This window comes from Bradyrhizobium sp. Kon69 (assembly GCF_055807515.1).
Window position 1 is genome coordinate 52,070 of sequence record NZ_JBVVOS010000006.1, and the last position, 22,341, is coordinate 74,410.

A 22,341-nucleotide genomic window follows, 5' to 3' on the forward strand; every position below is an offset into this window, starting at 1 on the left:
TTTCGTTTGGGCCGATCGTGCGCCCGGCGATCAGCTCTGCGAGTTGCGCGCCATGAAGTTGTCATAGCCGACTTCGGCGACCTGGAACCACTGATATCCATTGTTCGAGAACGCGGTCAGGGATTCATAGACCTTCTTGAAGTCCGGGTTGGTGGCCGAGACTTCGGTGTGCAGCTCCTTTGACGCCTTGAAGCAGGCCTGCATGACCTCGGGTGAGAACGGGTGCAGCTTGGCGCCGGCCGCGAGCAGGCGCCGCAACGCCGGCGGATTGGACTGGTCGTACTTCGCCATCATCCAGTTGTTGGCGTAGTGCCCCGCCTGCTCGAGGATGCTCTGATAGTGCTTCGGCAGCGCATTCCATTTGTCCTGGTTGACGAAGGCCAGAAGCATCGGCCCGCCTTCCCACCAGCCCGGGAAGTAATAATGCGGCGCGACCTTGACGAAGCCGAGCTTCTCGTCGTCATACGGTCCGACCCATTCGGCCGCGTCGATGGTGCCCTTCTCCAGCGCTGGATAAATGTCGCCACCGGCGATCTGCTGCGGCACCGCGCCGAGCTTGGCCATCACTTTTCCGGCGAAGCCGCCGATGCGGAATTTCAACCCGTTGAAGTCCTGAGGCGTCTTGACCTCCTTGCGAAACCAGCCGCCCATCTGACAGCCGGTGTTGCCGGCAAGCAGCGAGACGACGTTGTACTTCTTGTAGAACTCGTTGAGGATGTCCCTGCCGCCGCCGAGTGTGTACCAGGCCTGGTTGATGCGCATGTTCGGTCCGAACGGCACGGCCGAGCCGAAGGTGAAGGTCGGGTCCTTGCCAAAATAATAGTAGGACGCGGTATGGCCGATCTCGCAGGTGCCGTTCTGCACGGCATCGAGCACCTGGAGGCCCGGCACGATCTCGCCGCCGGCAAATGTCTGAATCTGGAATTTGTTGTCGGTCGCCTCCGCGACCATCTTGGCCATCATCTCGGCGCCGCCATAGAGCGTATCGAGTGATTTCGGCCAGCTCGTCGGCATGCGCCATTTGATCTCGGGCGTCGTCTGCGCGATCGCTGGAGCGGCGAGCGTGGCGACACCCGCCGCACCAAGCCCGGTGACCTTGATGAAATCTCGTCTTTTCATGATTTCCTACCCTGATGGATTGTGACGGTGGGCCTTCTTGCCGAGGCTTGGCGGCCAGCATGGAACATGTGTCGCCCGATTTCCATCCCTCACGATGTGAGGGACAAAAATGCCCAGCTCCCGCGCCGTCCGTCCTACGACTTTAGGCTTAGGCGGCCAGCGGCCCTGCCTCTCGACATCATGTCCGCCTCGGCCCGGCATGACGGCTGCGCCGGGCGTGACAAGCGCCGGAAACACGGGCATACCGCGCCATCCCCCAACCCAAGGCCGCCACGCATGCCTCGATCGCACCCTGCTCCATCGCTCGTTGCTCCCTTGATCGCGTCGCTCTGGCTGGCCTGTGCGGCAATGCCGGCCCATGCCGAGCCCAGCGCGAATGTCATGGCCGACGTCCATGCGCTGGCGCAAAAGGAGCAGCAGCCGCTGCTCGACACGCTGCGCGATCTCGTCAGCATCGAATCCGGCAGCAAGGATGTCGAAGGCCTGAACCAGATCGCCGAGCGCGTTGCCGGCCAGCTCAAGCAGCTCGGCGGCACCGTGGAGATCCTGCAACCCACCGACGTCTATCGCCTCGACGACACACCGGAGAAGATCGGCCCGGCCGTACACGCCGTATTCAAGGGCACGGGCAGCAAGAAGATCATGCTGATCGCCCACATGGACACCGTGTACCTGAAGGGCATGCTGAAGGATCAACCGTTCCGCATCGACGGCGACAAGGCCTACGGCCTCGGCATTGCCGACGACAAGCAGGGCGTCGCGCTCATTCTCCATACCGTGGCGTTGCTGCAGAAGCTGAGCTTCCGGGATTATGGCACGCTCACGGTGCTCACCAATGGCGACGAGGAGATCTCATCCCCGGTTGGCGCAGCACCATCACCAGGTTCGCCGCGGATCAGGATGTGGTGTTTTCGTTCGAAGGCGGCGGCACCGACGGCACGCTGCGGCTGGCCACCAGCGGCATCGGCTCGGCCTATCTCACGGTGCAGGGCAAGTCCTCACATGCAGGCTCGCGGCCCGAGGGCGGCGTCAACGCGCTGTACGAACTCTCGCACCAGCTGCTGCAGATGAAGGACCTGTCCAAACCAGAGCAAGGCCTGAAACTGAACTGGACGGTCTCCAAGGCCGGCACCAACCGCAACGTGATCCCCGCCGAGGCAACGGCCCAGGCCGACGCGCGCGCGCTCAAGGTCGCCGATTTCGACGAGCTGGAGAAAACGCTGCAGGAGAAGATCAAGAATCACCTGTTGCCCGATTCCAAGGTCGCGCTGAAATTCGAGGTGCGCCGTCCGCCGCTTGAAGCCAACGATGCCTCACGTCGCGTCGCGGCCCACGGCAAGACGATCTATGGGGAGCTCGGACTGCCTCTCAAGGTCGACGAGAAAGCGACCGGCGGCGGCACCGACGCGGCGTTTGCCGCGCTGAGGACCAACGGAGCCGTGGTCGAAGGCATGGGCCTGTCGGGCTTCGGCGCGCATTCCAACGATGCCGAATATGTCAAACTCGACAGCATCGTGCCGCGTCTCTATTTGACCACGCGCATGATCATGGATTTGTCCACCGGCAAGCTGAAATAGTGCTCTTCCTTCTCCCCTTGTGGGAGAAGGTGGCGCGAAGCGCCGGATGAGGGGTTCTCTCCGCGCACTCCATGGAGAGATTGGCTTCGCGGAGACGACCCCTCACCCGCCTCGCCGCTACCGCGGCGAGCCACCCTCTCCCACAAGGGGAGAGGGTGCAGCGTCAATGACGCGCCCGTTCTTCTCAATCGCCTTGGATGCCTTCGCCAGCCTGAACCGCAGCGTGAACAGCGCGCCGCCGCCCGGACGATTCTCGACCGCAACCGTCGCCGCGTGATCATCCGCTACGGCGCGCACGATCGACAGCCCGAGGCCGGCGCCGTCGCTGCGCTGGCGGTCGGCGCGCCAGAAGCGCTGGAAGATCAATTCGCGCTCGGCTTCCGCAATTCCCGGGCCGCAATCGCGCACGCGCACCGCACCGTCCTCGCTCACATCGACATCGACCGACGTGTCCTTTGCCGTGAACTTGATGGCGTTTTCGGCGAGGTTGAAGATCGCGCGCTGGAGCATCACGGAGTTGCCGTGGATCAGCACCGGCCCCTCGGTGCCCCTCAGCGCGATGTCCTTGTGCTGCGCGATCGCGAGCGGCGCGATTGAACCGACCACCTCGGCGCAGACCGCGCGCAAATCCGCGGTCTCGCCAGGATCGAGCACCAGCGTGTCGAGTTCGGCGATCTCCAGCAGCTGCGCGACGATGCGGCTCATGCCCTCGATATCGGCATGCAGCGCCTGCCTTGCAGCGCCATCGCCGAGCGTCTCGATCCGCGTGCGCAGGATCGCGAGCGGCGTGCGCAATTGATGCGCGGCGTCGGCGGTGAACTGCCGCTGCACCCGAAAGCCGTCCTCGAGGCGGTCGAGCGCCTGGTTGACGGCGGTGACGAGCGGCATGATCTCGCGCGGAATCTGCTCCGTCGGCAGGCGGATGTCGGTGCGCGCCGGACCGATATTGCTTGCCTCCTCGGAGGCCTTCCACAGCGGCGCGACAGCGCGGCGAAAGATGATGATGTCGATGGCGAGCAGGACCAGCAGGATCGGAATGGTGATCCACCCGACCCGCCGGAAGAAGTTCGACACGATGTCGTCGATGATGACGTCGCGGTGCGCGAGGTCCTCCGCGACGCGAATGCGTATCACCTTGCCGTCGATGGTGCGGGTGACGCCGGCGCCGGAAATCGTCTCGGAGAGCGGCGGTGGCGCGGCCGTGGTAGTGCCGGTCTTGCGACGCGACGAGAACAGCAGATGTCCCTCGGCATCGCGGATGTCGTACTGGTAGCGGCCATAGGCTTCCGAATAGAGACCCTTGAGACTGTCCGGCAGGTTGAACGTCAGCAGGCCGTCGGGCTGGGCGACGATGCGCTCGGCCAACACCTCGGCCTGGGCGCGCATGGCATCGCGATGCAGCTGGTCGATCTCGGAATTGAGCAGCCAGAACAGCACCAGCGGCAGGAAGATCGCGACCACAGCGACCGCCACGATGTGCAGGAACACGATGCGCCAGATCAGCGATTTGAACGTCGGCGACCTCGCATGGATCCCGGCGCGGAATCCGGCGAGAGATCCGATCCGGGCCACGCTATTTCTCCTCGGCCATGAGATAGCCGACGCCACGGATAGTGTGGATCACGACCTTGGCGCCGTGCTCGGCGAGCTGCTTGCGCAGCCGCGAGACGTAGACCTCGACCGCGTTCGAGGCGACCTCGCCATCGAGGCCGAAGATGTGGTCCTCGACGTTCTTCTTCGGCACCACCCGCCCCTGCCGGCGCAGCAGGATCTCAAGCACGGAGGTCTCGCGCGCGGAGATGATGCGCGGCTCGTCGTCGACGAAGATCTGGCGGCTTTCGGTGTCATAGACGAGGTTGGCAAGGCGCAGCGAACGGCCAAGCAACTGGCCCGGACGGCGCAGGATCGCCTCCAGCCGCGCCACCAGCTCCTCCATCGCAAACGGTTTGGCCAGATAGTCGTCGGCGCCGCTGCGCAGGCCGCTGACGCGGTCCTGCAAGCCGCCGCGCGCGGTCAGCACCAGCACCGGCAACGGCTCCATCTGTCGGCGCAGCTCGCGCAGCACCGACAGGCCATCGCCATCGGGCAGCCCGAGGTCGAGGATCATCGCGGCATAGCTGACGCTGCTGACCGCCTCGCGCGCTTCGGCGACGCTGCCGACGATGTCGCTCTCATAGCCGGCCGCCGACAGCCCGCCGGCAACGAGCCGCGACAGCTCCGCATTGTCCTCGACGATCAGTAGGCGCATCGTATTTTCCTGCGGGATGTTCCGGTGTCACCGCACGGCTTCCGCCGCATCCTCGTTGTCTTCCATCATCCGGGGCATCTCGGCCAGCGAAAAAGCGCCCGGCGGGCCGGCCGCTCCCTTCCGTCAGGTTCCTGTAAGCCAACCAAGACATGTGCGGATGAGGTCCCGGATGGCGCGGAAGCTTGCCTCCTTGGGCCCAGCCGTCCGCGTCGCATCGACCCTGCCAAGGAACGAACACCCCGGCGGACCGTTTAACTCAGCTGCAACATTTCTCATTTGATGGGGCGTCGTGCAGACCACCTAAGGTAATGCACATGCGCCTTGCACGACGAACACGTTCCAGCTCCCTCCTATCCGATTGCTTGACCGCCATCACGCGACATCCGGGCGCGGCCGCGTTTGCTGCCGCAGGGACCCTCGTTGCGGCTACCGCAATCATAAATCGGCGGCTCGCGAACAAAGCGCAACGCGATAATCCTCCGCAGGGTCGGTTCATCGACGTCGAGGGGGTTCGCCTGCACTATCTGGAACGCGGCAGGGGCAAGCCGCTGGTTTTGTTTCACGGCAATGGCAGCATGGTCCAGGATTTCGACTCGAGTGGATTGATCGATCTCGCAGCCGAGAACTACAGGGTCATCGTGTTCGATCGTCCCGGTTTTGGGCATAGCTCGCGGCCAAGACACGTCGTCTGGACCCCGGGCGCCCAAGCGGATTTGTTCAAGAAGGCGCTCGATCAGTTGGGCGTCTCTCAAGCGATTGTCCTTGGCCATTCGTGGGGAGCGTCGGTTGCGGTTGCGCTGGCGAGAAGACAACCTTCGTTCGTGCAGGCTCTCGTGCTGGCCTCGGGCTACTATTTCCCAACGCCCCGCGCGGACAGCGCCACGTCCGTGCTATCCGCCCTACCAGTGGTCGGCGACGTCATCAGCTCCACGATCTCGCCGTTAGCCGGTCGGATGATGTGGCCCGCGATGTTGCGCAAGCTGTTTGGCCCGCGGCCGGTCCCGAACAAGTTCGCGGGCTTTCCGAAAGAAATGGCGCTCCGCCCATCACAGATGCGGGCCGCAGCGGCCGAAGCGACGATGTTGGTCCCCGCCGCATTCTCAGGTTCGAAGACCTATGCAGAACTCAAGATGCCGACGATCATTATCGCGGGCCGGGACGATCGTCTGATCGATATCAGGCAGTCGGTCAGGCTGCATGGCGAGATCAAGCAGAGCAAATTGCACCGGATCGACGGAGCGGGACACATGATTCATCATTCCGCAACCGCTGACGTGATGGCGGCCGTCGACGAAGCTGCTGCCGAGGCCGTGTTGACTCATGGAAGGGAAGACTCACCCGTACTACAGGCTCGGCAGACCTCGGACGCCTGAGCAGCGTGGCCGAGCCGCCTACGCCAAGACATGCCGGCGCCTACGACGGCGGTTGTGAAGCCGTCCAGTTAGAGGCAGATCGACCCGGTTGACCCACGGAGACTTCGGCAAGCCGAAGTGCTACACTTCCTCAGTGCAGGGAGGTTTAGCTTGCCTCTGATCATCCGGCCGCCAACGATCGATGAGCTATCCGGGCTTTCCGATTTGTGTTTCAGGTCTAAAACCGTCTGGGGCTACGACAATGAGTTCATGGAAGCCTGTCGTGGCGAGCTTTCCTTTGAACCGCGCGACCTGGAGGTGACGTCCATCGCGGTTGCCGAAAATCACGGGAGGCCCATCGGAGTTGCACAGCTAACAATCGTCTATCGCGAAGCCGATTTGCTGAAGCTGTTCGTCGAGCCGAGTGCGATTCACAGCGGCACAGGTAAGGCCTTGTTCGCTTGGGCTTCCGATGTCGCGAGGAAACTGGGTGCCACGCGGCTAACAATCGAGGCGGATCCCGGTGCAGCTCCCTTTTACCGCAGAATGGGAGCTCACGATGTCGGCCAAGTACCATCAGGGTCGGTGCCGGGAAGAACACTGCCGAAACTTGCGATGAACCCTTGCCCACAGACTAACCTTTGGGTTCGGAGGTGCTCCTAACCTGACTTGGTACGGTGCTTGTGAAAAGCAGCTCTTAGAGCAGCCAGTTCATCGCTTGTCGCTCCCAGTTCCGCATCGGCACGGCTTGCAGGTAAATCCTTGTAAGCAGTCGGCTGATCGAACTGGCTCGCCGTGAAGTCATACCGCCGGCCTGTGATGCGATTGTAAAAGTGGTCGCCGGCCGGCAGCGGCGTCCTCAGCAACTCGCCGCCGAAGAGCTCGTGAATCAGCAGCGAGGTGACGTTGCATTGCCCTGCCGCCGGATTGCTCGCCGTCCATTGACTGGCGGTTGCCAACGACCAGGCCTTGCGCGACGCGCTTTGAACCTCATCGGGATCGAAGCTCATCGTCAATCCCACGCGGGCCACCCGAGTCGTTGATTTCGGATTTTGCGATAATGCCTTTATGCCACTGTTTTGCCCGACGAGTCAAACGGGTCTCGCTGAAGCGCTCGCTTGGTATTCCTGGGCAGACCCCGCTTTGACGCCCAAATTGCGAAGTTCTCATCGCCCCCGCGATGCTCTGGCGTGCCTGCCAATTAGCTCCATCGCATCAAGCTGTTGGCTGCACTCGCGGCGCCTTGTCCGCTCACCCCTCGTCTACTGTGCATGGGGTTGTTTTTCAGGTTTTTTGTTGGGCGCCCCACCCGTACCCTGGCGACGACGCCGCTCGGCGGCTTCCGCCTCGCCTATTCCGATCGCGTCGTCTCAAAGAAAAAGCCCGGCCTCGCGAACGAGACCGGGCGCGTCGTCTTGCGACTTGTTCGAAGATCAGCCCCGGGTGCGCGAGCGGATCATGAAGCTGTCGTAGGTGTATTCGGCGACCTGCCACCACAGATATTCGTCGGAGCGGTAGGCCTGCATGGCGTCGATCGACTTCTTGAAGTCGGGATTCTTGGCCGAGATCTCGCCCCACAATTCGTTGGTCGCCTTGAGACAGGCTTCCAGAACTTCATTGGTGAACGGGCGAAGCTGCGTTCCGCCGGCGACCAGACGCTTCAGCGCGCCGGGGTTCACCATGTCGTAGCGCGCGGCCATCCAGGTGTTGGTGTTGACGGTCGCGTTGGTGAGGATCGCCTGGTAGTTCTTCGGCAGCTCGTTCCACTTGTCGATGTTGGCGAAGGCGTGAACGGTCGGACCGCCTTCCCAGAAGCCCGGGTAGTAGTAGTACTTGGCGACCTTGGCGAAGCCGAGCTTCTCGTCATCGTAGGGGCCGACCCATTCGGCCGCGTCGATGGTGCCCTTCTCGAGCGACGGATAGATGTCGCCGCCGGCGAGCTGCTGCGGCACCACGCCGACCTTCTGGAGCACCTGGCCGGCAATGCCGCCGATGCGCATCTTGAGGCCCGAGAGGTCGGCAACGGTCTTGATCTCCTTGCGGAACCAGCCGCCCATCTGGGTGCCGGTGTTGCCGCAGGGGAAGCCCATCACGTTCGACTTCTTGAAGAACTCGTTGGCGAGTTCGTTGCCGCCGCCCTGGTAGAGCCAGGAATTCTGCTGGCGTGCGTTCAGGCCGAAAGGCACCGACGCGAAGATCGCGAAGGTCGGGTCCTTGCCGACGTAGTAATACGACACCGTGTGGCACATCTCGACGGTGCCCTTCTGCGTCGCATCCAGCGCCTGCAGGCCCGGAACGATTTCACCCGCCTGAAAGACCTGGATCTGAAACTTGTTGTCGGTCATCTCGGCGACGTATTTCGCCATCTGCTCGGCACCGCCATAGATGGTGTCCAGCGACTTCGGGAAGCTCGACGTCAGGCGCCACTTGATCTCGGGCGAGGACTGCGCGATCGCCGGCGAGGCCACCGCGGCGGTCCCCGCCGCGCCGGCTGCCGACACTTTCAAAAAATCACGACGCTTCATCTTCAGTCTCTCCTTGTTGGGGCGTTTCCCCTAACTTCCTCTTTGCTGCCGCTCATTCCGGCGACGCGTTCTTTGGCCGCGTCGAACCGAAGGGGCTTGACTGCCGTGGGCCTTTAACACGGAAGCCCCGCTTTCGAAACGCGACATTGGCATGACAGGGCTCTACGAAAGTCGCATGTCCCCAAGGTACTGGTTTGAAGGGATTGGCTTGATCCGCTCAGGCCGCGGCGATGACGCCCTTGAGCTGGTCCCGCACCTGTCCCGCAATGGCGCGGTAGATCGCCGCATGGGGACCGTCCGGCTCGCTGTCCACCACGGGCGTGCCGGCATCCGAGGTGGCACGAATCGCCATGTGCAGGGGGACCTCGCCCAGGAACGGTACCCCGAGCTTCTCGGCCTCGTGGCGCGCGCCGCCATGGCCGAAAATGTCGGATTTCGTGCCGCATTGCGGGCACTGGAAATAGCTCATGTTCTCGACGATGCCGAGCACGGGCACGTTGACCTTCTTGAACATCGCAAGCCCCCGTCTTGCGTCGATCAGGGAAAGGTCTTGCGGGGTCGAGACGATCACGGCGCCCTTCAAGGGGACGTTCTGCGCCAGCGTGAGCTGGGCATCACCGGTGCCCGGCGGCATGTCGACGACGAGGACGTCGAGCTGGCCCCATGCGACGTCGCGCAGCATCTGCGTCACCGCCGACATCACCATCGGCCCGCGCCAGATCATCGCGGTCTCTTCCTCCACCAGGAAGCCGATCGACATGATGGCCAGGCCAAAGCGCCTGAGCGGAATCATCTTGCGCTCGCCATCCAGCTCCGGCTTCTCATGCAGGCCTGTCAGCCGCGGCACCGAGGGGCCATAGATGTCGGCATCGAGCAGCCCGACCTTGAGGCCGAGATCGCGCAGGCCCAGCGCAAGATTGAGCGCGGTGGTGGACTTGCCGACGCCGCCCTTGCCCGAGGCAACCGCGATCACGGCCGCGACGCCCGGAATCTCGGACTGCCGCGCCATCGGCGATTGGGCGCCGCCCTGCGGCGGCGGCTTGTGGGCATGGACCGGCTGCACGCCCGGCGTGCCGCGGCTGGGCGTTGGCGGCGGTGGCGGCGCCGCGCCGGCCTTCCGCTCGGCGGTCAGCGCCACCATCACGGTGGTGACGCCGGGAATGGCGCGCACCGCGGCCTCGGCCTCGGCCCGGACGGATTCCCAGGCGCGCGCCTCGGCGGCGTCGACATTGATCGAGAAGAACACCTTGCCATCGGCCGCGCTGATCGCGCTCAGCACATTGGCATTGGTGAGCGCGACCCCGCGGGGCGACTTGATCCTGGCGAGGCTGTCGAGAACCTGTTGCTGCGTCACGCTCAAAGCGCATCTCCTAGAATTCAAGATGCCCCATTAGAGCGGAAACGCCCAAAAGGCTACTGCCTGCCGATATCGTCAGCCATCTCGGCGGGCGCGGCGCCCTGCTCCAGGGCCGCCTCGTAATTCAGCTCGATCATGACCCCATTGGGGTCGTGGACGAAGATCTGCCAGAGCTCGCCGCCGGGCACCTGGCGGGAGTCGAACTTCATCCCCTTTGAGGCCAGCCGCTGCTTCATGCCGTCAAAGCCGCGGCTGGCGAAGGCGACGTGGTGGACAACGCCGGAATCCGGCTTTTGTGGCTCGACAGTCGGAGAAATATCGACGAGGTGCACCACTGGCTTACCCTCGCTGTACATCCAGGCGCCGGGGAAGGCGAAATTCGGCCGGGCGCCCTTTTCCAGGCCCAGCACGTCCTCGTAGAAGCGGACGGTCTCGGCCAGATTCCGGGTCCGGATGTTGAAATGATCGAGCACGCCCACGCTTACGCCGCCCATGCCTTCGCTCCCTTTTTTTGAAGTCCTTAGGTCCGCCATCCTAGCACAAGCGGGGGCCAAACGAACCCGTTGCCCTCCGGCCTCAAGGGTTTATGGTGCGGCCGATCTGCCGCAATGGCGGAACCGGGCGGCCCTCGCCCCGCAAGAACCGTAAAACCCAAACTACGGACAAGGTACCACAGATGGCTAAAGTCGCTTTCCTCGGTCTCGGCGTGATGGGCTTCCCCATGGCCGGACACCTCGTGAAAAAAGGGGGCCATGAGGTCACCGTCTATAACCGCACTGCGGCCAAGGCGAAGGAGTGGGCGGACAAGTTCGGCGGCAAGACCGCGGCGACCCCGAAGGCTGCAGCCGAGGGCCAGGATTTCGTGATGTGCTGCGTCGGCAACGACAACGATCTGCGCGCGGTCACGATCGGTGCCGACGGCGCGTTTGCCGGCATGAAGAAGGGTGCGACCTTCGTCGACCACACCACCGCGTCCGCCGAGGTCGCCCGTGAGCTCGATGCGGCCGCGACCAAGGCCGGCTTCAAGTTCATCGACGCACCCGTGTCCGGTGGGCAGGCCGGCGCAGAGAACGGCGTGCTGACGGTGATGTGCGGCGGCGCGCAGGACGCCTATGCGGGTGCCGAGCCGATCATCACAGGCGCCTATGCGCGGATGTGCAAATTGCTGGGGCCGGCAGGCTCCGGCCAGCTGACCAAAATGGTCAACCAGATCTGCATCGCCGGCCTCGTCCAGGGCCTCTCCGAGGGTATTCACTTCGCCAAGAAGAGTGGCCTCGATGTCGCCGCCGTGATCGAAACCATCTCAAAGGGCGCCGCGCAGTCCTGGCAGATGGAAAACCGCTACAAGACCATGAACGACGACAAATACGATTTCGGCTTCGCGGTCGAATGGATGCGCAAGGATCTCTCGATCTCGCTGGCCGAAGCCCGCCGCAATGGCGCCAATTTGCCGGTGACCGCGCTGGTCGACCAGTTCTACGCGGAGGTCGAGAAGATGGGCGGCAAGCGCTGGGATACGTCGAGCCTGCTCGCGCGCCTCAATCGCTGACCTCTGACGAAGTGATCCTGCCTTGCTGATCGCACTCGCCGCAATCTTCGTTCTCGCCTATGCGGCGATCGCGCTTGAGCATCCGATCGGGGTGAACAAGAGCGCGTCTGCGCTACTCGGCGCCGGCGTGCTCTGGACAATCTATGCACTTGCGACCGGTGACCACACGCTGGTCGGCCGTCAGCTTGATGAGTCCGTCGCCTCCACCGCGCAGATCGTGTTCTTCCTGATTGGCGCGATGACGATCGTCGAGGTCATCGACGCCCATGATGGTTTCGAAGTCATTACCTCCCGCATCAGCACGACCAGCCAGGTTCGTCTGATATGGCTGATTGGCTTCGTGACCTTCTTCCTCAGCGCAATCCTCGACAATCTGACCACCACCATCGTCATGGTCTCGCTGATCCAGCGGTTGATCGCCAAGCGCGACGACCGCTTGCTGTTCGCCTCCCTCATCGTCATCGCCGCAAATGCCGGCGGAGCATGGACCGTAATCGGCGACGTCACCACGACCATGCTGTGGATCGGCGGACAGATTTCGCCCCTGAAAATCATGGGCGGGGTGTTCCTGCCCTCGCTGCTGAACCTGCTGGTGCCGCTCGCATTCATCAGCTTTTCGCTCAAGGGCAAGACCATCGCTCCGCCGCCGAAAGAGGACGGATTGCAAGGCGTCGATCCGTTCGAGCGCAACGTGATGTTCTATCTCGGACTCGGCGTACTGATCGCGGTGCCCGCCTTCAAGACGGTCACGCACCTGCCGCCCTTCATGGGCGTCCTGCTCGGGCTTGGCGTCGTGTGGTTGGTCGGCGAGATCGTTCATCGCCACAAGGATGAGCATGTCCGCGGTCCGCTCACGCTGGCTAATGCGCTGACGCGGATCGACATGGGCTCGATCGTGTTCTTCCTCGGCATCTTGCTCGCGGTCGCCTGCCTCGAACATGCCGGCCTGCTCTCTATGGTGGCCAAATGGCTGGACACCGCGATCGGCCGACAGGACATCATCGTGATCGTGCTCGGCCTGCTCAGCGCCGTCATCGACAACGTGCCGCTGGTCGCCGCGACGATGGGCATGTACGACCTCGCGCATTATCCACCCGACAGCTTCCTCTGGGAGTTCATCGCCTATTGCGCCGGAACCGGCGGCTCGATCCTGATCATCGGCTCGGCCGCAGGCGTCGCCGCCATGGGGCTCGAGCGCATCGAGTTCCTCTGGTACGCCCGCCGCATCGCCCTCCCGGCGCTCGCCGGCTATCTGGCGGGAGCCGTGGTGTACATCGCGCAGCACGCGGCGCTGCATTGAGCGGCTCACGCCGGATCCAAAATTAACGCCGGGTTAACGTAATTCTTTAGCTCCTTAAGTCACCTCTTAAGGATTTCTTGCCAGAGATAGACAATGCAGAAGGCCCGTCCCGCGCGGGCAGGAATTGTTGTTGTGCGATGAGTAAACCCGCTGAAAAGCCCGAGGTTGTGCAGCTTCCGGCCGAGCCGGTGAGCGTGCCGTCGGCGAGCCATCGCCGGGCTGCGGCACAGCGGGTGCGCGAGGCGCGCGACAAGTTAACGTCGACTAGTGGAACCCGGCCGGCTTTCGACGCCGAGATGCTGCGCCATTACGCCCAAACCCGGCTGTCGGCCTCCTATGTCGTGATGCTGCTGGTGGTCGCGACAGGCGTGCTGTTTGGCCTGTGGATGCAGCCGATCCCCGCCGCGGCCTGGACCGTCGGCATGCTGTGCATCCATGCCGCGATGATCCGCAGCTGCCACCGCTTCCTGGCCGAGCCCGCCTCGCCCGCGGCAACGCGCGCATGGCAGACGCGTTTCGTCGTGCTCGACCTGCTCTATGGCCTTTGCTGGATGGCGATCCTGATCCATCCCGTGCTCGACATGATCACGGAATCGCTGATGATGTTCCTGATGCTGCTGGTGATCGCAGTATCGAGCATGCTCGCCGCCAATCTGCCGATCGCCGCCCTCGCCGCCACCGCACCGGTCGCGGTCGCGATGGCGCTGAGCTTTGTAATGACGGGCTCGTTGGACAATTACATCCTGGCCGCGCTCGCCCTCGCCGCCGAAGGCTATTTCGTGCTGCTGGCCCACCGCCTGCACTCTTCGACCTTCGCCACGCTCGAGGCGCGCGCCGAAAAGGACGCGCTGATCGGTGAGCTCGAGCAGGCCAAGGCGATCTCGGACGAGGCGCGCCACCGTGCCGAATCCGCCAATGTCGCCAAGTCGCGCTTTCTGGCGCAGATGAGCCACGAATTGCGGACGCCGCTCAACGCGATCCTCGGCTTTTCCGAGGTGATGAAGAGCGAGATTTTCGGCGCGCATGCTGTGCCGGTCTACAAGGAGTACTCGGCGGACATCCACAATTCCGGCGTCCACCTGCTCAACCTCATCAACGAGATCCTCGATCTGTCGCGGATCGAGGCCGGCCGCTACGAGCTCAACGAGGAAGCGGTCTCGCTGGTCGGCATCGTCGCTGACTGCCATCATCTGATGAAGCTGCGCGCCTCGAGCCGCGGCATCACCATCCACGAGGTGTTCGAGCAGGCGATGCCGCGGCTCTGGGCCGACGAGCGCGCGATCCGCCAGGTCGTGCTCAATCTGCTCTCCAACTCGATCAAGTTCACTCCGCAGGGCGGCGAGATATGGCTCAAGGCCGGCTGGACGGCCTCAGGCGGACAATATCTCTCGGTGAAAGATACCGGCTCCGGAATCCCCGAGGACGAGATTCCGGTCGTGCTGGCCTCGTTCGGCCAAGGTTCCAACTCGATCAAGTCGGCCGAACAGGGCGCCGGTCTCGGCCTGCCCATCGCCAAGAATCTGGTCGACCTGCATGGCGGTACGTTCACGCTGAAATCGAAGCTGCGCATTGGCACCGAAGTGATCGTCACCTTCCCGCCCGAGCGCGTGATGAGCGCGCTGGCGCCGATGTCGGATGATTCTCCGCCGCTCCAGCCCGAGAGTTCCGCGGTAGCGGACGAGAAGCGCCGGCCCCGTCGCAAGCCGATCATGAGCGCAGGTACGGGCTCGTAACGAGATGCTTGCAGATGCCTGACCATCCGCCACTATGTCCGAATGAGCAAAGAAACGCCATGCGTGGCCGTCTGCATGATCGACCCCAAGACCAGGCTGTGCTTCGGCTGCGGACGTACATTGCCGGAGATCGCGCGCTGGCACGCCATGGAGAGCGCGGAACGGCTCGCGGTCATGGCGCTGTTGCCGACGCGCATGAATCAGGCTGGACTTGCGCCCATCGCAGGATCGCCGAAACGCACCTGACCGGCCTGAGCGCATCGGGAGGTGCGCAATGATCCGGTTCCTGCTCGTTCTCACCATGCTCGCCTGCACGGCCGGTGCCGTCGTCGCCTATGGCGATTCCGACCAGATCGCGCGCGCGAGCAGCAAGGTCTCGCATATCTTTCGCACGCAGACCGCAGCGCCCGCCCCCGCTGTGCAGATCCCTCGCGGCCAGGGCGGCGAATTCGCGCTGCGCGCGAAGATCAACGGCGTGGCCGCACCGATGGTCATCGACACCGGCGCGACTTCGGTGGTGCTGACCTGGGAAACCGCGAAAGCGATCGGGCTGCCGCTCGAGATGCTCGAATACGACGTCGATCTCGAAACCGCGGGCGGTCACACCAAGGCGGCCCGCCTCACGATCGACCGCCTCTCCGTCGGTCACCTCGTCGAGAAATCGGTGCCGGCCCTCGTCGTGCAGCGCGGGCAGATGAAGACCAACCTGCTCGGCATGAGCTTCCTGGACCGCCTGGAGAGCTGGGGCGTGCGCGCCGATAAGCTGATGCTCACCGGTTATCCGGAGCTCCAGACCAGTCAACGCCGCTCGCGCCTGGCAGTCGACTAGAGTTTTGCAATCCGCCTCGTCATGCGACTACGGCTAGGCCGCCGCCTCCGCCGGCGCGCGGGCACCGACACGCGCAATCGCATCCCGCAGCACCTCGAGGCCGGCGCCCGGCTTCACCCCCTGCTCGGCAAGATGCCGGCGGAAGGCGCGCGCGCCGGGCACGGCATGGAATGCGCCGACGAAATGCCTCGTCATGGAGTGCAGCCGCGTGCCGCGCGCGAGCTGTTGTTCGATGTAGGGCATCATCGCTTCGAGCGCATCCTGCATCGAGGCATGCGGCGCCGCCTCGCCGAAAATGTCGGTATCGACCGAGAGCAGCCGCCATGGCTCCTGATAGGCGGCGCGTCCAAGCATCGCGCCGTCAACGTGATCGAGATGTGCTTTGGCCTCGTCGACACCGGGGATGCCGCCGTTGATGATGACAGGCACATCGGGCATTGCGCGCTTGAGGCGATAGACGCGATCATAGTCGAGCGGCGGGATGTCGCGATTCTCCTTCGGTGACAATCCGCTGAGCCATGCCTTCCGGGCATGCACGATCAGCGCATCGCAGCCGGAGGCGACGACCGCGCGCGCAAGGTTGTCGAGCGCGACCTCCGGATCCTGGTCGTCGATGCCGATGCGGCACTTCACGGTGACGGGCACGGCAACCGCACCCTTCATCGCCTCGACGCACCTCGCCACGAGATCAGGCTCCGCCATGAGGCAAGCGCCGAAACGGCCGTCCTTCACGCGGTCGGAGGGGCAGCCGACGTTGAGGTTGATCTCGTCATAACCGGACTCCTCGCCGATCCGCGCCGCCAGCGCCAGCTCGCGCGGATCCGACCCGCCGAGCTGAAGCGCGACCGGGTGCTCGACCACGTCGAACCCAAGCAGCCGCTCCCGGTCACCATGAATGATGGCACCGGTGGTCAGCATCTCCGTATAGAGCAGCGCCCGCCGCGTCAGGTGACGGTGGAACACCCGGCAATGCCGGTCGGTCCAATCCATCATGGGCGCCACAGAAAAGCGATAGTCTTGTACTTTCAATAACTTACCTTATCGCCTCAATAGGATGAAACACGAAAATGTGCACTCCAACCTAGCCGAAATTACACAGGTTTGTACCCGTTTTGACTTCTCAGTGCACACATAGTGCAAACGAAAGCCGGAGTGCACACGCGTGGCGACCCTCTCTCAATGGCATCGGGAAACTGACGCGTCCAAGTCCACCGCAAGCCCGTTATGTGGCTGAGACTTTCCGACAGCGCAAGGACAGCGAAGAATGGCCGCTCGAAAACATCTTCCACCCACTTACTCGCGCTAGCGAGCGGCGAGATGAAAAACGGGAGAAGCTCAAGCATTCAACCGGAATAAAATCGTCTTCCGCAACGAGATCCGTATCGATCAAGCTCATCCGTGAGAGATCGATGATGGGCCAGTTTCAGCGTGATTGAGGAAGCGCCTCAATAGAAGGTGAACGGCCTGACCAAACTGGATCAATCGTCTGGCTCAGCTGATTGCTCAGCTCACCTGCAACGAGCAAGCGCCGAGCCGGCCTTGCGGGTGATCATCCCGGCCGGGAAATTCCACGGGATGATTGCGGCACAAACGCCGATCGGCTGCTTCAGCACGATGATGCGGCGGTCGCCCGTGAAGCCTGGAATCGTATCGCCATAGATGCGTTTTGCCTCCTCGCCGAACCGCTCGATGACGCTTCGGCATACGCGATCTCGCCTTTGGCTTCAGCAAGCGGTTTCCCCTGCTCCGCCGTCATGATTGCGCTGAGATCGTCCTGGTTCGCCATGATCAGATCGAACCAGCGTCGCAGGATCACGGCGCGCTCTTTCGCGGTCCGGGCGCGCCACGCCGGTAGCACGGCGTTGGCGAATTCGATCGCGCGCCGGGTCGCGGCCATCCCATGTTAGGAACATGCCCGACCACGGTGCCGGTCGAGGGATTATCGACTGCGATGGTGGCGCCGTTATCGCCAGCTACCCACGCACCCGCCACCGGACAGGCATCGCGCAACAGGAGCGTGAGTTTCGAAGTCATGATGAAGACAGCCAAAATGAATGGAGTAAATCGGTCCGCGACCCGCGCAAAACCGCTTAAAGCGTTCCGCGCTCGCCGCTGAGGAACGTGGCAACGACCTCGATCTGGTCGTCAGCGATCAGGGCCGGCGCATGGCCGCAATCCGCAATGGTGTGGACGCGGACATTACGATTGCGCCGCATCATGTCCCTCAGGACGGCTTCGGGAAGCAAATCCGATTGCTGCCCGCGTATCACAAGAATGGGGACATCGATCGCATCCCAGTATTTCCAGAGATCGACGCTGTAGTGCCAGGGGTTTCGGAAGGCCTGAGCGATGTTCGGATCGCACAGCGGCTTGAAGCAGCCCGCCTCCGCGCTCCAGATCACACTATGCGTCGTCAGATGCCGCCAGTGCACATCCTCCAATCGCCCGAAAGGCGCCAGAACCCGCCGGTAGTAGCCTTCGGCCTGTTCGATCGTCTCAAACGATTTGGGCGCCTCGTTGAGATTGGCACCGAGACGAAGCAATCCGGCCCAGGGCAAATACGGTCCGATATCGTTGATGACGATGCGACGGATCGGACTGCCCGGAAGGGCGGCCAGCACCATCCCGATCAGGCCACCGAGCGACGTGCCGACCCAGTCGATCTCCGTTGCACCGAGGCCTGCCATCAGCACTGTCATATCGCTGCAATATTGCGGCAACGCGTAGTCGCTGCTGTCCTGCAGCCGCTCGCTTTGTCCCCGGCCCGGCAAATCCGGGCAAATGACACGCCGGCCTGCGCTGGCGAGAACTGCAGCGAGATGATCGAAGTCCCGGCCGTTTCTGGTCAATCCGTGGACACAGAGTACTGGCCGCACCGCGGACGCCGGTCCCCAATCCGTGAATGCGATGCGATGGAAGCTGCGGCGGGTCAGCCCGCGCACCGATCCGATACGGTCGGGCGCCATTTGCCGTCCTTCAGGCCAATCCGCGGGGCGCACCTCGGTGGATTTCAGCCGCATCGGTCTATTCGACAAACCGGTGGGCGTCGGCCGAGGTTTCGAAGATATGCGGCGCGACGTCGCGGCGGGAGAGCGCATCGCCGAGCTTCAGGCGCATGAATGCGCTGGTGGTGTAGCGCGAGGCATGATCGTAGCAGGTCCGCTCGACCTCCGCGGCCATCGAAAACCATTTCTCCGCCATGTCGGGAGCGATGTAAGACGAATCGTAATTGACGACTGCGGAAAACCGGCGTCCGACACGATGGAAGAGCTCGAGGATCGACGCCCGGATTACCTCGACGTCGGCATCTCTATGGACCCGATAGCCGTCGAGACCGAGAAACAGCGTGTTGCGATCGGCATCGTATGACAGCCGCTCCGCCAGCGGCCGGTTCAGTAGCCGGTCGTCGAGCTGCATCAGCGCTTCGCTGAACAGCGAGACATCCATAGATTTCGGCGCTTGGATGATGGGGCGAAAGCCCATCAGCGCGAGAATGTCGCGCTCCATGTCGACACCCGGCGCGATCTCCGTTAGTTCGAGACCTTCCTGGGTAAGCTTGAACACGCATCGCTCGGTCACATAGAGAACCGGCTGCCTGTTGGTTGCGGCAAGCTTGCCCGAAAACGTGATCTGATCGACCTTGTCGATGAATTTCGATGATTTTCCTTCGCTGAGGATCTTGAGCTGACCGTCCGCGACCGATGTCTTGAGCCCACCCGTGGTGAAGGTGCCTGCGAAGATCAGCCGCCGCGCGTTCTGGGATATGTTGATGAAGCCGCCGGCGCCGGCCAGGCGGCCATTGAACAGGCTGACGTTGACGTCGCCGCGGCCATTGACCTGGGCCATGCCGAGACAGGCCAGATCGAGCCCGCCGCCGTCGTAGAAATCGAACATCTGGTTCTGGTCGATGATCGATTCTGCATTGATCGAAGCACCGAAATCGAGGCCGCCTTGCGGAATACCGCCGATGATGCCGGGCTCGGCAGTCAGCGTCACAAAATCGAACAGCTTCTCTTCGGCGGCAACCGACGCAACGCCCTCGGGCATGCCGATGCCGAGATTGACCACGCCGCCCATCGGCAATTCCAGGGCGCAGCGGCGCGCAATGATCTTGCGGTTGTCCAGCGCCATCGGAACATTGCGATCGGCCGGCGCGCGCAATTCGCCCGAGAACGCGCCGTTGTAGCCGGTGGCATAGGTCTGGACATGGTTTTCGGGCTGGGCAACGACGACGCAGTCGATCAAGACGCTCGGAATTTTGACATGGCGCGGATTGAGCGAACCGGACGCGGCGATGCGCTCCACCTGCGCGATGACGAACCCCTTGCAATTCTTGGCGGCCGTTGCCAGCGCCAGATTGTCGAGGGTCAACGCCTCTTTCTCCATCGAGATGTTGCCGTTGTGGTCGGCGGTGGTGCCTCTGATGATCGCAACGTTGATCGGAAATGCCTTGTAGAAGAGCCATCGTTCGCCGTCGATTTCGATCAACCGCACCAGCTCTTCGGTGGTGCGCGCATTCAGCTTTCCGCCGCCATTGGCTGGGTCGACGAAGGTGCCGAGCCCGACCTTGGAGAGAAGCCCGGCCTTGCGCCCCGCAATTTCGCGAAACAGATGCGATACGCATCCGAGCGGCAAATTATAGGCTTCGACGTGATTGTCGACCGCCATCCGGGCGAGCTTCGGAACCAGGCCGAAATGTCCGCCGACCAGGCGTTTGATCAGGCCGGGATGCGCTAGACGGTTGAGGCCGCGATCGGCGCCGTCCCCCGGCGCCGCCGCGAACACCAGCGAAAGGTCCCGCGGCTCTCCGGTCTGCACGAAGCGCCGCTCCAGCGCCTTGATGATTTCGTCAGGCGTTCCCACGCCGACGAAGCCGGACGAGGCGACGGTGTCACCGGAACGGATGATGGCCACCGCCTCGGCGGCGTCGACGATCTTGTTGCGCATCAGGCTTCACTTCCGGGATTGGCGTCGCGGGCCATTAGCCAGTCGGCAATGCCTTGGCTCAGCTTGCCCTGCGATTTGCTGGAGACGAACAGGCCGACATGGCCGCCGGGCAGCGGAATTTCGGTGTAATCCGTGCTGCCGATCTTCGCTCCGAGCGCGCGCGAGCAGTCCGGCGGAATGATATGGTCATCCAGCGCAAAAACATTCAGCACGGGAGCCGTGATCGACTTCAGATCGACCCGACGGCCGGACAGTTCAAAGCGGCCATCGACCAGGCGGTTCTCCTGGTAGAGATCCTTCAGCCACTGCTTCGCCGCTTCGCCAGGATGATGCGGACGGTCCGCGAGCCACTTTTCCATGCGGAGGAAATTCATGAACTTCGCCTCGTCATCGACGATGTCGATGAGATCGACATTGTACTTCGTCAGCGAGCGCATCGGCGTCATCATCGAGAACACCGAGCTCATGAACTCGCCAGGCAGCACGCCGTACGTATCGACCAGCTTGTCGATGTCATCCGGATCGAGGCTGCGGGTCCAGAGATTGAGGAAGCCGTGGTGCGCGGCCTTGTCCTTGACGTCGGCATGGAAGTCGATCGGGGTGATGGTGATGACGAGATTTTTCACCTTCTCCGGATGCAGCGCGGCGTAGCACGTCGTAAAGACGCCGCCTTCGCAGATGCCGAGCAGCGTGATCTTGTCATGGCCGGTTTCCTGCGCGATGCGGTCGACCGCGGCATCGATGTAGTCATCGACGTAATCATCGATCTTCAGCCATCGCTCGGTTCGGCCCGGCTGACCCCAGTCGATCAGCCAGAGATCGAGCCCTTTTGCGAGTAGGCTGCGCACCAGCGAGCGGTCGGGCTGTAAATCAGCCATGGTGTACCGCCCGATCAGGCCGTAGGCCAAAAGGACGGGCGTCTTCGCACTGGCTTGCGCAATCGGCTCGTAATGGAACAGCTCGACCTTGTCGCGGCGCATGACCAGATGCTTCGGCGTCGTACCGATGGCGACGTCTTCATCCCGCGTGTTGGCGATCAGCTGTGTCGCCTTGAACATTTTCTCGGCGTTGGCCGCCATGTCGCGGGCGAAGCGCGAGGTCTGATCCTCTTGATCGCTCATCGTGCGCCTTCGCTCTTCTGGTCGCGCATCTGGCGGCTGAGCGTGCGGACTTCACGGCGGAGTTCGGTCAATTGCCGCGTCACGTCGTCGAAGTCCTTGCGAGTCGGCAGGCCCAACATGGCTGACGCCGCCTCAGCCACGTCATCCTGTCGGCTCCGCAATTTGAGTCCCGCCTGGAGTAGCTCTTTCTGAGCTTGCAAAAACCCGTCGGTGCGCTGGTTTCGGATCAGTTCCTCGTTGGAGATTTCGCTCCATTTGGCGAACGCCTCGCGCCACTCCGGATGCGGGGAGCCACCGCTACCGGTTGCGGACATCGTCTCGTAAAACCGCTTCGACGCTTCAGGCCATGGAGCGGCAGCGACCGCATTGTAGCTCGCAAGCCGCTGACGCATCTCGATCCAAGCGCCAAAGGCCAACGCCATTTTCCGGTCGATGTCCCAGACGTCGGCAAGCCGCGGCCCCTGCGCCATTCGCTCGATCGCTGCCGACAATTCGTTGCCGTCGCCAAAACCTCCCGGCTTTTCCGACAAACGCGCCAACATGAACGGTGCCATCGATCCCGACCACGCCTCGACCATGCGGTTCGAGGATTCGGCCATCGTCTGCCAAAGCTTCGCCCATTCCAGGCCGGGATCGGACTCAGCGGAAGTCTATTTGTCGTTCTCGCTCATGCTGCTCACACTT

General features: G+C 63.0%; 19 protein-coding genes and 2 pseudogenes. 8 read left to right on the forward strand and 13 right to left on the reverse strand.

The features are described 5' to 3' along the window. Positions 1-30 precede the first annotated feature (30 nt). Positions 31-1,119: a TRAP transporter substrate-binding protein gene (locus AC0L3U_RS10110; RefSeq protein WP_473287362.1), complete on the reverse strand. Its 1,089-nt coding sequence runs from the start codon at positions 1,117-1,119 to the stop codon at positions 31-33. A 276-nt stretch (positions 1,120-1,395) separates the two neighbouring features. On the opposite strand from AC0L3U_RS10110, the pseudogene AC0L3U_RS10115 reads away from it, so the two are divergent. Next, positions 1,396-2,696: pseudogene (locus tag AC0L3U_RS10115) on the forward strand (M20/M25/M40 family metallo-hydrolase). A gap of 117 nt (positions 2,697-2,813) precedes the next feature. Here the strand turns inward: AC0L3U_RS10115 and AC0L3U_RS10120 are convergent. Together AC0L3U_RS10120 and AC0L3U_RS10125 are read right to left on the reverse strand one after the other, a co-directional pair. Next, on the reverse strand, positions 2,814-4,268 hold the full coding sequence (locus AC0L3U_RS10120; protein ID WP_473361640.1) for a sensor histidine kinase: 1,455 nt from the start codon (positions 4,266-4,268) through the stop codon (positions 2,814-2,816). A 1-nt stretch (position 4,269) separates the two neighbouring features. Further along, the gene (locus AC0L3U_RS10125) at positions 4,270-4,944 is read right to left on the reverse strand and encodes a response regulator transcription factor (RefSeq protein ID WP_473361641.1); all 675 of its coding nucleotides are present in this window, start codon (positions 4,942-4,944) and stop codon (positions 4,270-4,272) included. A gap of 314 nt (positions 4,945-5,258) precedes the next feature. On the opposite strand from AC0L3U_RS10125, the gene AC0L3U_RS10130 reads away from it, so the two are divergent. Both AC0L3U_RS10130 and AC0L3U_RS10135 read left to right on the forward strand, forming a co-directional pair. Then, complete coding sequence (locus AC0L3U_RS10130) at positions 5,259-6,317, forward strand: alpha/beta fold hydrolase (protein WP_473361642.1); 1,059 nt, start codon at positions 5,259-5,261, stop codon at positions 6,315-6,317. 150 nt (positions 6,318-6,467) lie between these two features. Next, a complete protein-coding gene (locus AC0L3U_RS10135) occupies positions 6,468-6,959 on the forward strand; it encodes a GNAT family N-acetyltransferase (RefSeq protein WP_473361643.1) in 492 nt (163 codons plus the stop codon). On the opposite strand, the gene AC0L3U_RS10140 is transcribed toward AC0L3U_RS10135, so the two are convergent. The 4 genes from AC0L3U_RS10140 to AC0L3U_RS10155 form a co-directional block, all read right to left on the reverse strand. Then, the gene (locus AC0L3U_RS10140; RefSeq protein ID WP_473361644.1) at positions 6,956-7,306 is read right to left on the reverse strand and encodes a YunG family protein; all 351 of its coding nucleotides are present in this window, start codon (positions 7,304-7,306) and stop codon (positions 6,956-6,958) included. The two genes, AC0L3U_RS10135 and AC0L3U_RS10140, sit on opposite strands and share 4 nt — an antisense overlap. A gap of 423 nt (positions 7,307-7,729) precedes the next feature. Next, positions 7,730-8,821 carry a TRAP transporter substrate-binding protein gene (locus AC0L3U_RS10145; protein WP_473361645.1) on the reverse strand — a complete coding sequence of 364 codons (1,092 nt, stop codon included), beginning with the start codon at positions 8,819-8,821 and terminating at the stop codon, positions 7,730-7,732. Positions 8,822-9,038: 217 nt separating this feature from the next. Then, on the reverse strand, positions 9,039-10,181 hold the full coding sequence (locus tag AC0L3U_RS10150; RefSeq protein ID WP_247360352.1) for an Mrp/NBP35 family ATP-binding protein: 1,143 nt from the start codon (positions 10,179-10,181) through the stop codon (positions 9,039-9,041). Positions 10,182-10,234: 53 nt separating this feature from the next. Further along, positions 10,235-10,672, reverse strand: coding sequence for a VOC family protein (locus AC0L3U_RS10155; protein WP_473361646.1), 438 nt, complete (start codon positions 10,670-10,672; stop codon positions 10,235-10,237). A gap of 182 nt (positions 10,673-10,854) precedes the next feature. On the opposite strand from AC0L3U_RS10155, the gene AC0L3U_RS10160 reads away from it, so the two are divergent. The 5 genes from AC0L3U_RS10160 to AC0L3U_RS10180 all read left to right on the forward strand — a co-directional run bounded on the left by AC0L3U_RS10160 (position 10,855) and on the right by AC0L3U_RS10180 (position 15,589). Next, positions 10,855-11,727 carry an NAD(P)-dependent oxidoreductase gene (locus tag AC0L3U_RS10160; protein WP_377790195.1) on the forward strand — a complete coding sequence of 291 codons (873 nt, stop codon included), beginning with the start codon at positions 10,855-10,857 and terminating at the stop codon, positions 11,725-11,727. Positions 11,728-11,749: 22 nt separating this feature from the next. Further along, positions 11,750-13,027, forward strand: coding sequence for a sodium:proton antiporter NhaD (gene nhaD / locus AC0L3U_RS10165; RefSeq protein ID WP_473361647.1), 1,278 nt, complete (start codon positions 11,750-11,752; stop codon positions 13,025-13,027). Positions 13,028-13,164: 137 nt separating this feature from the next. After that, complete coding sequence (locus AC0L3U_RS10170; protein ID WP_473287369.1) at positions 13,165-14,760, forward strand: sensor histidine kinase; 1,596 nt, start codon at positions 13,165-13,167, stop codon at positions 14,758-14,760. Positions 14,761-14,802: 42 nt separating this feature from the next. Then, positions 14,803-15,006, forward strand: a complete 204-nt coding sequence (locus AC0L3U_RS10175) for a DUF1289 domain-containing protein (RefSeq protein ID WP_473361648.1) — start codon at positions 14,803-14,805, stop codon at positions 15,004-15,006. A gap of 28 nt (positions 15,007-15,034) precedes the next feature. Then, positions 15,035-15,589 (forward strand): TIGR02281 family clan AA aspartic protease, encoded by a 555-nt coding sequence (locus AC0L3U_RS10180; protein WP_456764895.1) that lies wholly within the window; start codon positions 15,035-15,037, stop codon positions 15,587-15,589. Between the two features lie 33 nt (positions 15,590-15,622). Here the strand turns inward: AC0L3U_RS10180 and dusA are convergent, their stop codons facing one another. The 6 genes and pseudogenes from dusA to AC0L3U_RS10210 form a co-directional block, all read right to left on the reverse strand. Beyond that, positions 15,623-16,618 (reverse strand): tRNA dihydrouridine(20/20a) synthase DusA, encoded by a 996-nt coding sequence (gene dusA, locus AC0L3U_RS10185; RefSeq protein WP_473361649.1) that lies wholly within the window; start codon positions 16,616-16,618, stop codon positions 15,623-15,625. A gap of 491 nt (positions 16,619-17,109) precedes the next feature. Next, positions 17,110-17,623: pseudogene (locus AC0L3U_RS10190) on the reverse strand (aldehyde dehydrogenase family protein); the annotation flags it as partial. 56 nt (positions 17,624-17,679) lie between these two features. Then, the gene (locus AC0L3U_RS10195; RefSeq protein WP_473361650.1) at positions 17,680-18,609 is read right to left on the reverse strand and encodes an alpha/beta fold hydrolase; all 930 of its coding nucleotides are present in this window, start codon (positions 18,607-18,609) and stop codon (positions 17,680-17,682) included. Between the two features lie 4 nt (positions 18,610-18,613). After that, positions 18,614-20,536 (reverse strand): acyl CoA:acetate/3-ketoacid CoA transferase, encoded by a 1,923-nt coding sequence (locus AC0L3U_RS10200; RefSeq protein WP_473361651.1) that lies wholly within the window; start codon positions 20,534-20,536, stop codon positions 18,614-18,616. Then, positions 20,536-21,657, reverse strand: coding sequence for a class III poly(R)-hydroxyalkanoic acid synthase subunit PhaC (gene phaC / locus AC0L3U_RS10205; protein ID WP_473361652.1), 1,122 nt, complete (start codon positions 21,655-21,657; stop codon positions 20,536-20,538). The genes AC0L3U_RS10200 and phaC overlap by 1 nt, the downstream gene beginning before the upstream one ends. Continuing rightward, positions 21,654-22,256, reverse strand: a complete 603-nt coding sequence (locus tag AC0L3U_RS10210) for a poly(R)-hydroxyalkanoic acid synthase subunit PhaE (RefSeq protein ID WP_473361653.1) — start codon at positions 22,254-22,256, stop codon at positions 21,654-21,656. Before AC0L3U_RS10210 ends, phaC begins: the two co-directional genes overlap by 4 nt. Between the last annotated feature and the right edge of the window lie 85 nt (positions 22,257-22,341).

Coding starts and splice junctions, on each gene's coding strand:
- AC0L3U_RS10130 (WP_473361642.1), top strand. CDS start 5,259: ATGCGCCTTGCACGACGAACACGTTCCAGCTCCCTCCTATCCGATTGC.
- AC0L3U_RS10195 (WP_473361650.1), bottom strand. CDS start 18,609: ATGCGGCTGAAATCCACCGAGGTGCGCCCCGCGGATTGGCCTGAAGGA.
- phaC (WP_473361652.1), bottom strand. CDS start 21,657: ATGAGCGATCAAGAGGATCAGACCTCGCGCTTCGCCCGCGACATGGCG.
- AC0L3U_RS10180 (WP_456764895.1), top strand. CDS start 15,035: ATGATCCGGTTCCTGCTCGTTCTCACCATGCTCGCCTGCACGGCCGGT.
- AC0L3U_RS10170 (WP_473287369.1), top strand. CDS start 13,165: ATGAGTAAACCCGCTGAAAAGCCCGAGGTTGTGCAGCTTCCGGCCGAG.
- AC0L3U_RS10110 (WP_473287362.1), bottom strand. CDS start 1,119: ATGAAAAGACGAGATTTCATCAAGGTCACCGGGCTTGGTGCGGCGGGT.
- AC0L3U_RS10160 (WP_377790195.1), top strand. CDS start 10,855: ATGGCTAAAGTCGCTTTCCTCGGTCTCGGCGTGATGGGCTTCCCCATG.
- AC0L3U_RS10140 (WP_473361644.1), bottom strand. CDS start 7,306: ATGAGCTTCGATCCCGATGAGGTTCAAAGCGCGTCGCGCAAGGCCTGG.
- AC0L3U_RS10200 (WP_473361651.1), bottom strand. CDS start 20,536: ATGCGCAACAAGATCGTCGACGCCGCCGAGGCGGTGGCCATCATCCGT.
- AC0L3U_RS10125 (WP_473361641.1), bottom strand. CDS start 4,944: ATGCGCCTACTGATCGTCGAGGACAATGCGGAGCTGTCGCGGCTCGTT.
- AC0L3U_RS10175 (WP_473361648.1), top strand. CDS start 14,803: ATGAGCAAAGAAACGCCATGCGTGGCCGTCTGCATGATCGACCCCAAG.
- AC0L3U_RS10210 (WP_473361653.1), bottom strand. CDS start 22,256: ATGGCCGAATCCTCGAACCGCATGGTCGAGGCGTGGTCGGGATCGATG.
- AC0L3U_RS10145 (WP_473361645.1), bottom strand. CDS start 8,821: ATGAAGCGTCGTGATTTTTTGAAAGTGTCGGCAGCCGGCGCGGCGGGG.
- AC0L3U_RS10155 (WP_473361646.1), bottom strand. CDS start 10,672: ATGGGCGGCGTAAGCGTGGGCGTGCTCGATCATTTCAACATCCGGACC.